Consider the following 8,388-nt stretch of genomic DNA (forward strand, 5'->3'; position numbering starts at 1 on the left):
GGGCTCGGCCGCCGGCTCGGGCCGGGCGTAGCCGGGCGGCGCGGGCGGCGCCTGGCCCGGGGGCGGCTCGGGGCGGCTGGTGCCGGGCACCCATCCGGAGCCGCTCCAGAACCGGATGTAGCCGGGGATCGACGGGTCCGCGTACCAGTTGGGCTCCGGGCTGCTGCCGGCGCCTCCTACGGGTGGGGAGCTCATGAGCGGGTCCGACTCTCCTCGTCCGTGCTCAGGGGTGTCCGCGCGTGTGGCTTGGCGTCAGGCTACGCATGGTACGTCGCCGCGAGGGGCGCCCGGTGTCACCCGGCGGTACCGCCCGGCCCCGTGCGACCGTCCTCGCCGTGGCGGCGCCCGACACGGCGACGGCCGGGGGCCGTTGTGGCGCAGCCCACTCCGCCCGCGTGAAATTTCCTCGCCAACCGGCGTAACGATCCGCCGCCGGGGCCCTCTAACCGGACGGACCCACCCGATCGTCCGAAGGAGCGCACACGTGCACGCCATGACCGTTCAACGCGAGCTGGAACTCGACCTGGTGCTGTCACCCGGTCGTTCCCTGTCCGTACCCGCCCGGCTGGTCTACCGGTCGGACGACCCGTTCGCCGTCCATGTCACCTTCCACGTGGGATCGCACGCCCCGGTGCACTGGACCTTCGCCCGGGAGCTGATGGTGGAGGGCTGCTTCCGACCGGCCGGCCACGGTGACGTGCGGGTCTGGCCGACCCTGAGCGCCGGCCGGAACGTGGTCTGCATGGCGTTGAGTTCGCCGGACGGCGATGCGCTGCTGATGGCTCCGGCGCTGCCGGTCTCGACCTGGCTCGACCGGACGCTGCGCGCCGTGCCGCCCGGGTCGGAGCACGAGCGGCTCGGCCTCGACGAGGAGTTGACGGGGCTGTTCGCCGCCGCGCCCGGCGACGACCTCTACCTGTCCGACCCCTGGCCCTCCGACGAGTCCAGCGATGACACGGCCTGACGCGGCGCGGCCGCGCGGGCCGCGGCGGGCCGGGCCGGCACGGGGGCGCGGGGGCGCCCCGTGCCGGTCCGCCCGCGGCGGCGACCCACGTACCGGGGCGGGTCAGCCGCGGTTCTCGTCGGATGCCCGCAACCCGGCGGCCTCCCGCACCAGCGGCACCATCCGGAGCGGGACGGGGTTCTCCATCACGATCGCCGTGGCGGCACGCACGATGCCCTCGAAACCGACGACCCGGTCGATGACCCGCTGCAGGTCGGCGTTGGAGCGGGCCACCAGCCGGCAGAGCATGTCACCCTGACCGGTGATGGTGTGGAGCTCCAGCACCTCCGGCACCCCGCGCAGGTGCTCCCGGACCTCCAGCCCCTGTCCCTGCTTGATCTCCAGCGTCGCGAAGGCGGTCACCGGGAACCCGATGGCCGCCGGGTCGACCTCGGGGCCGAAGCCGCGGATGACGCCGCCGGTGCGCAGCTTCTCCAGCCGCGCCTGGGCGGTGCCGCGGGCGACGCCCAGCCGGCGGGCCGCCTCCTGGACCCCGATGCGGGGCTCCCGCGCCAGCAGCTCCAGCAGCCGGCCGTCCAACTCGTCGATGCTCACGGTGGTCATCGTGCACACATCGACCGGGTGAATCCAAGAGCAGCTGTACAGATTGTCCAGTCGCAGCGGGAACTATTGCGCACGATGTCGATGGAGAGGACGCTGCTCGCATGACTGGAACGACGGCTGACACCCCCGAGACCCCCGCCCCGACCACCGGCGCGAGCCGCGAAGCGGACGCCTTCCCCGTCAAGGGCATGGACGCGATCGTCTTCGCCGTGGGCAACGCCAAGCAGGCCGCGCACTACTACTCCACCGCTTTCGGCATGCGGCTGGTCGCCTACTCCGGCCCGGAGAACGGCTCACGGGAGACCGCCTCCTACGTCCTGGAGTCGGGGTCGGCCCGGTTCGTGCTGACCTCGGTCATCAAGGCGGCCACCGAGCACGGCAAGTTCCTGGAGCAGCACGTCGCCGAGCACGGCGACGGCGTGGTGGACCTGGCCCTGGAGGTGCCGGACACGCGCGCCGCGTACGCCGAGGCGGTCCGGCAGGGCGCCACCGGCCTGCGCGAGCCGTTCGAACTGAGTGACGAGCACGGCACGGTGGTGATGGCCGCGATCGCCACCTACGGTCAGACCCGCCACACCCTGGTGGAGCGCCGCGACTACCGCGGTCCCTACCTGCCGGGGTTCGCCGCCGCCGAGCCGATCACGGCCCCGCCGGCCAAGCGGTTCTTCCAGGCGGTCGACCACTGCGTCGGCAACGTGGAGCTCGGCCGGATGAACGAGTGGGTGCAGTTCTACAACCGGGTCATGGGCTTCACCAACATGAAGGAGTTCGTCGGCGACGACATCGCCACCGAGTACTCGGCGCTGATGTCGAAGGTCGTCGCCGACGGCACCCGCAAGGTGAAGTTCCCGATCAACGAGCCGGCGATCGCGAAGAAGAAGTCGCAGATCGACGAGTACCTGGAGTTCTACGGCGGCCCCGGGGTGCAGCACATCGCGCTGGCCACCAACGACATCGTCAACACCGTCCGGTCGATGCGGGCCGCCGGCGTCAGCTTCCTGGACGTGCCGGACTCGTACTACGACACGCTCGGCGAGTGGGTGGGCGACACCCGCGTCCCGATCGACACCCTGCGGGAGCTGAAGATCCTCGCCGACCGCGACGAGGACGGCTACCTGCTGCAGATCTTCACCAAGCCGGTCCAGGACCGGCCGACGGTCTTCTTCGAGATGATCGAGCGCCACGGCTCGCTCGGCTTCGGCAAGGGCAACTTCAAGGCGCTCTTCGAGGCGATCGAGCGCGAGCAGGACAAGCGCGGCAACCTCTGACCCCCGGTCCGGGAGGCCGGCGGCCCGTCACGGTCCCACCGTGGCGGGCCGCCGGCGTTCCGGCGGGCGGGCGTCCCGGCACCCCGGCGCACCGCGGGCCGGTCGGCGGTCAGCAGGACGGGACGGGCTCGCCGTCGTTCAGCGCGCGCAGCCCCGACAGCGCGTCGTCCAGCGTCCCCACCGGGATCAGCAGCAGCCCCTCGGGGCTGTTCCCGGCCGCGTCGGCGCACTCGGCCGCCGGCACGAGGAAGACCTCGGCGCCGTCGCGGCGCGCGGCGTGCGTCTTGAGCGGGACACCGCCGACGGAGCCGACGGTGCCGTCGGGCGCGATGGTACCGGTACCGGCGACCACCCGGCCGCCGGTGAGGTCGCCGCCCTCCCCGTCGCCTTCCAGCAGGTCGATGATGCCCAGCGAGAACAGCAGTCCGGCGCTGGGGCCGCCGACGTCCTCCAGCCGCAGATCGATCGCGACCGTGGCGGGGTCGATCTCCAGCCGTGCCAGCGCCGCGTCCACCGCGGCCCCCTGGGAGGCCGTCATCTGGGCCGTGTTGTGCTCGCGGATCTCCTCGGTGGTGTCGCCCACCGGGTAGACCGAGCTGCGCGGCAGCACGGCGCGCTGGTCGGAGAGGTAGCCGCGCACCACCTCGGGCAGCCGGACGGCGGCGTCGGGTCCGGTCGCCATGATCGTCGTCATCCGCAGCTCCCCCTCGGGGCTCCGCGTCCCGGTGCCGTCGACCGAGATGACGGGCTCGCCGTTGTCCTCGCCCAGCACGTCGACCGTGGCGCCGGGGTGCGCGACCGAGAACGGCAGCGGGGCGAGCGCGGCGACCGCGAGCAGGAGGGCGACGGCCGCCGTGCAGAGGAGCAGCACGACGCGGTTGCGGGAGGGGAGGGACGGCGACATGGCAGCGAATCTAACGCACCCCCGCGGGCGGCCGGCGCGCGCGCACCCACGGGGCGGCCGGCGCGGATCGGCGGAGCCGGAGGGCGGTCAGCGCAGCGCTTCGGCGATCTCCCGGGCGGCCCGCACCACCCGCGGCCCGACCATGGGCGGCACGCTGTCGTTGAGCATCACCACGCCGACGCTGCCCTCGATGCCGCACCCCGGCGGCAGCGGCGCGGCCGCCCCGCTCGCGCCGGCCTCCAACTCGCCGTGGGTGAGGACGAATCCGTCCTCGTCGTCGATGTCCTTGCAGCGGCCGGTCAGGATCGCCCGGCCGGCGGCGCCCCGGTCGAGCGGGTGGCGGAAGCCGGTCCGGTAGGCGACGTGGTAGTCGGTCCAGCTCGGTTCCACGACGGCGACCGCCAGCGCGTCCTCCCCGTCCACCACGGTCAGATGGGCGGTGGCGCCGATCTCCTCGGCCAGCGTGCGCAGCGCGGGCAGCGCCGCCTCCCGGACCAGCGGGTGGACCTGGCGCCCCAGGCCGAGGACGCCGACACCGACGCGGGCCCGGCCGCCGGCGTCGCGGCGTACCAGGGCGTGCTGTTCCAGGGTGGCGAGCAGCCGGTAGACGACGGTGCGGTTGACGCCGAGTCGGCGGGACAGCTCTGTCACCGTCAACCCGTGGTCGGTGTCGGCCAGGAGCTTGAGGACGCGCAGCCCACGGTCGAGCGTCTGCGAGGTCTCCGCGGTCACGCCGCCCCCTTCTCGATGGGACCGGCGGCTCCCGCGGTCGCCGGACGCCGGCCCCCGGAGGGCCGGGGGCGGGCACGGGCGAGGGCCGCCGGGTGCAGTGGTTTCAGTGCCGGGCCGGCTGCGCACCGGGCCGCTGGAGCGGCTTGCGCGTGCCGGAAAACCTATACAGGCGCACCGCTGAGCGGAAGGGCCTGTTCACAATCCGATCACACCAAAAGCAGCTGTTCATCCCGGAAGGCCGGAAATCTCCGACGAGGTCGCCGGATGCCCCACATCACGGGGAACCCTTCGCAATCCGCGTATACCGCCGCCCGACGGTTCCTGCCCCTCCCGGCCGACCCCCGCGCCCCCGCCCCCGCACGCACCCGAGAGGTGGACGCGCGAGGGCCCGCCGGGCGGTGGTCGCCCCGGCGGGCCCTGCGGCTCGCTCACCACGCGTGAACTCACTTCATGCGCGTGGCCCACTCCCGGACCTTGGCCATCCGCTGCCGCAGCTGGTTGGGGGTCGCCTCCGCGGTCGGCGGGCCGCCGCAGCTGCGCCGCAGCTCGTTGTGGATCGAGCCGTGCGGCTTGCCGGTCTGGTGGGCGTAGGCGCCGACGAGGCCGTGCAGCTCGCGGCGGAGCTCACGCAGCTCCTGGTGGGTGACGACCGGCCGCCGCTCGGCGGGGAGTTCGACGAGGTCGGCCTCCTCGTCGGGCTTCTTCCGGCTGTGGGCGATCTGCCGCGACTGGCGCTTCTGGAGCAGCATCTGCACCTGGTCCGGTTCGAGCAGCCCCGGGATGCCGAGATAGTCCTGCTCCTCCTCGCTGCCGGGGTGCGCCTGCATGCCGAACTCGGCGCCGTCGTACATGACCCGGTCGAAGACCGCGTCGGAGCCCAGCGCCTCCCATTTCAGCTGCTCGTCCTCGCCGGTGTCCTCGTCCTGCTGCTTCTCGGCCTCCTTCAGCAGGTCGGCCTCCTCGGCGTAGGGGTCGTCGTCCCCCTTCTTCGGCCGGTCCAGGACGTGGTCGCGCTCCACCTCCATCTCGTGGGCGAAGGTGAGCAGCGAGGGGACGGTGGGCAGGAAGACCGAGGCCGTCTCACCGCGGCGCCGGGACCGCACGAAGCGGCCGACCGCCTGCGCGAAGAACAGCGGGGTGGAGATGGTGGTCGCGTAGACGCCGACCGCCAGCCGCGGCACGTCGACGCCCTCCGAGACCATGCGGACCGCCACCATCCACCGGCTGTCGCCCAGGCGGAACTCGTCGATCCGCTCGGAGGCGCCCGTGTCGTCGGAGAGGACGACGGTGGCGGCCTCCCCGGTGATCTCGCGGATCAGCTTGGCGTAGGCGCGGGCGGAGTCCTGGTCGGTGGCGATGACCAGCGCGCCGGCGTCGGGGATGGCCCGCCGCACCTCGGTGAGCCGCCGGTCGGCGGCGCCGAGCACCTGCGGCATCCACTCGCCCCGCGGATCGAGCGCGGTGCGCCACGCCTGCGAGTTGGCGTCCTTGGTCAGCGGCTCGCCGAGCCGCGCCTCGATCTCGTCGCCCGCCTTGGTCCGCCAGCGCATGTTGCCGCTGTAGGAGAGGAAGATGACCGGCCGCACCACGCCGTCGGAGAGCGCGCTGCCGTAGCCGTAGGTGTAGTCGGCCGAGGAGCGGCGGATGCCGTCGTTGCCCTCGGCGTAGGTGACGAAGGGGATCGGGTTGGTGTCCGACCGGAACGGCGTCCCGGTCAGCGCCAGCCGCCGGGTGGCGGGCTCGAACGCCTCCAGGCACGCCTCGCCCCAGGAGCGCGAGTCCCCGGCGTGGTGGATCTCGTCGAGGATCACCAGGGTCTTGCGCTGCTCGCAGCGGTTGCGGTGCAGCATCGGCCGGACGCCGACGCCGGCGTAGGTGACCGCGACGCCCTGGTAGGACTTGTGGAGCGGCCCGGCGCTGTACTCCGGGTCCAGGCGGATGCCTATCCGGGCGGCCGCCTCCGCCCACTGCTTCTTCAGGTGCTCGGTGGGCGCCACCACGGTGACCTGCTGGACGACGTGGTGGTGGAGCAGCCAGGACGCCAGCGTCAGCGCGAACGTCGTCTTGCCGGCGCCGGGGGTCGCCACCGCGAGGAAGTCCTGCGGCTGCTGCTCGATGTACGAGCCCATCGCGGCTTCCTGCCAGGCACGCAGCTTGTTCGCGGTGCCCCAGGGCGCACGGCCGGGGAAGGCCGGGGAGAGATGGGTGCTGGTGGTGGTAGTCACGGTCCTCGAAAACGGTGGGACGGGGGTGGACGACCGCGTCAGCCTACCCGGAGCGGGGAGCGCCCCGGCGGCACCGCCGGACGTGCGCCGCGCCACTCCCCCGGCCCGCGCCGGTCAGCCGCCGGACCCCGTCGGCGGCCGCAACCGCCCCGCGACCAGCACCGCGAGCAGGGCCACCGCGGTGGCCGCCGCGTACACCACCAGGAACGCCCCCGGGCCGACGTCGGACCCCGAGGTGACGGCGTGTCCGGCGACGCTGCCGCCGCCCAGCACGGCGAAGGCGGAGCCCACCAGCGTGAGCATCACCACGTTCAGCAGGGCGTCGCAGATCTGCAGCGCGGAGATGTTGCCGCCGCTGGCCTCCGGCGAGGAGTAGCGCAGCACCAGCACCCCCATGGAGGTGATCACCAGCCCCATGCCGAAGCAGCCCACGGACAGGCTGAGCGCCGGGAACCAGACGGGGACGGCGGACAGCAGCACCAGCGGGGTGGCGGCGACACCGACCGCCACCAGCACCGTGCCGCCCCGCACCAGCCGCAGCCGGTGCGGCTCCAGACGGGAGCGGGACTGGGTCCAGGAGCCGAGCGCCCAGCTGACGCCGCCCGCCGCCAGGGCCAACCCGGCCTGGGAGTAGCCGAGTCCGCGCTGCGTGACCAGCATCAGCGGCACGAACATCTGCGTCGAGAGGAAGGCGGCGGAGGCGAGGCCGCGGAGCAGCACCACCGACGGCAGCCCGCGCGCCGCCCGGAAGGTCCCCGGGGGCATCAGCCGCACCGCGGCGGGCGCCAGGAGCACCGCCCCCACGGCGACCGGCACCACCGAGAGCCAGCTCAGGTCCTGGCCGCCGTACTGGACCAGCCCCGCACCGGCGGCGAGCGCGACCGCGAGCCGCAGCCGCCGGCGGTCGAACCGGCCCGGGCCGCCCTCCGGCGGGCCGGACGCGGCACGGCGCAGCGCGGGCAGCATCACCAGCAGGGGCAGCACCACCAGCCCGGTGATGCCCAGGAAGACCCAGCGCCAGCCGAGGTGCTCGGCGACCAGGCCGGCGAGGACCGGCCCCAGCATCGACGGCACCACCCACGCCGCGGAGAACGCGGCGAGCGCTGCGGGGCGCAGCTCCTCGGGGTACGCGATCCGCACGGTGACGTACAGCGCGACGATGATCAGCCCCGCGCCGGCGCCCTGCCCCGCGCGCCCGAGGATGAAGACCAGCATGTTCGGGGCGGCGCCCGAGAGCAGGAGCCCGCCGCAGAAGACGGCGATGCCGCCGATGACCGGCGCGGCCGGTCCGCTGCGGTCGCACCACTGCCCCGAGACGGTCATCCCCAGCAGGCTGGTGGTGAAGAAGGCGGAGAAGGCGAAGGCGTAGAGCCCGATGCCGTCCAGCTGTTCCGCGGCGGCCGGCATCGCCGTGCCGACGGCCATGGCCTCGAAGGCGATCAGCAGGATGACGCTGACGCTGCCGAGGGTCAGCGCCCGGTGGCGCGGGCCGAGCACTCCCCCGCGCTCCTGCGGCGGCGCCGCCTGCGCCGGTACGGCCTCCTGGGTACCGGCGTCACTGCCGGGAGCGGGCTTCATGCCCCTACCGTAGGGACCCCGCCCGGCGGTGCGCACCGGGGCGTCGGTGTGATCCGCACCGCCGCCCGGCCGCGTGCCCGGCCCCCGCGGGGGCCGGGCACGCGGCCGGGCGGC

8 protein-coding genes are annotated in these 8,388 nt (G+C 73.9%); 2 read left to right on the forward strand and 6 right to left on the reverse strand.

Translation table 11 applies throughout. The features are described 5' to 3' along the window. Nucleotides 1–195: DUF2510 domain-containing protein (locus HCN56_RS21310; protein ID WP_167973568.1), on the reverse strand; the 195-nt coding region annotated here is incomplete at its 3' end. Between the two features lie 298 nt (nucleotides 196–493). Between HCN56_RS21310 and HCN56_RS21315 the strand changes: the two genes are divergently transcribed. Next, complete coding sequence (locus HCN56_RS21315) at nucleotides 494–964, forward strand: SsgA family sporulation/cell division regulator (protein ID WP_209313015.1); 471 nt, start codon at nucleotides 494–496, stop codon at nucleotides 962–964. A 102-nt stretch (nucleotides 965–1,066) separates the two neighbouring features. Here the strand turns inward: HCN56_RS21315 and HCN56_RS21320 are convergent, their stop codons facing one another. After that, on the reverse strand, nucleotides 1,067–1,558 hold the full coding sequence (locus tag HCN56_RS21320) for an Lrp/AsnC family transcriptional regulator (protein ID WP_167973579.1): 492 nt from the start codon (nucleotides 1,556–1,558) through the stop codon (nucleotides 1,067–1,069). A gap of 110 nt (nucleotides 1,559–1,668) precedes the next feature. Between HCN56_RS21320 and hppD the strand changes: the two genes are divergently transcribed. Then, nucleotides 1,669–2,835, forward strand: a complete 1,167-nt coding sequence (gene hppD / locus HCN56_RS21325; RefSeq protein WP_167973571.1) for a 4-hydroxyphenylpyruvate dioxygenase — start codon at nucleotides 1,669–1,671, stop codon at nucleotides 2,833–2,835. 109 nt (nucleotides 2,836–2,944) lie between these two features. Here the strand turns inward: hppD and HCN56_RS21330 are convergent, their stop codons facing one another. From HCN56_RS21330 to HCN56_RS21345, 4 genes are all read right to left on the reverse strand, one after another. Beyond that, complete coding sequence (locus tag HCN56_RS21330; RefSeq protein WP_209313014.1) at nucleotides 2,945–3,739, reverse strand: hypothetical protein; 795 nt, start codon at nucleotides 3,737–3,739, stop codon at nucleotides 2,945–2,947. 87 nt (nucleotides 3,740–3,826) lie between these two features. Further along, on the reverse strand, nucleotides 3,827–4,471 hold the full coding sequence (locus HCN56_RS21335; protein ID WP_167973573.1) for an IclR family transcriptional regulator: 645 nt from the start codon (nucleotides 4,469–4,471) through the stop codon (nucleotides 3,827–3,829). A 443-nt stretch (nucleotides 4,472–4,914) separates the two neighbouring features. Next, on the reverse strand, nucleotides 4,915–6,696 hold the full coding sequence (locus tag HCN56_RS21340; RefSeq protein WP_167973575.1) for a DEAD/DEAH box helicase: 1,782 nt from the start codon (nucleotides 6,694–6,696) through the stop codon (nucleotides 4,915–4,917). 114 nt (nucleotides 6,697–6,810) lie between these two features. Further along, nucleotides 6,811–8,274 carry an MFS transporter gene (locus HCN56_RS21345; protein ID WP_167973577.1) on the reverse strand — a complete coding sequence of 488 codons (1,464 nt, stop codon included), beginning with the start codon at nucleotides 8,272–8,274 and terminating at the stop codon, nucleotides 6,811–6,813. Between the last annotated feature and the right edge of the window lie 114 nt (nucleotides 8,275–8,388).

The sequence above is a fragment of the Streptomyces lonarensis genome, from assembly GCF_012033735.1.
GTDB classification, from domain to species: Bacteria; Actinomycetota; Actinomycetes; order Streptomycetales; family Streptomycetaceae; genus Streptomyces; species Streptomyces lonarensis.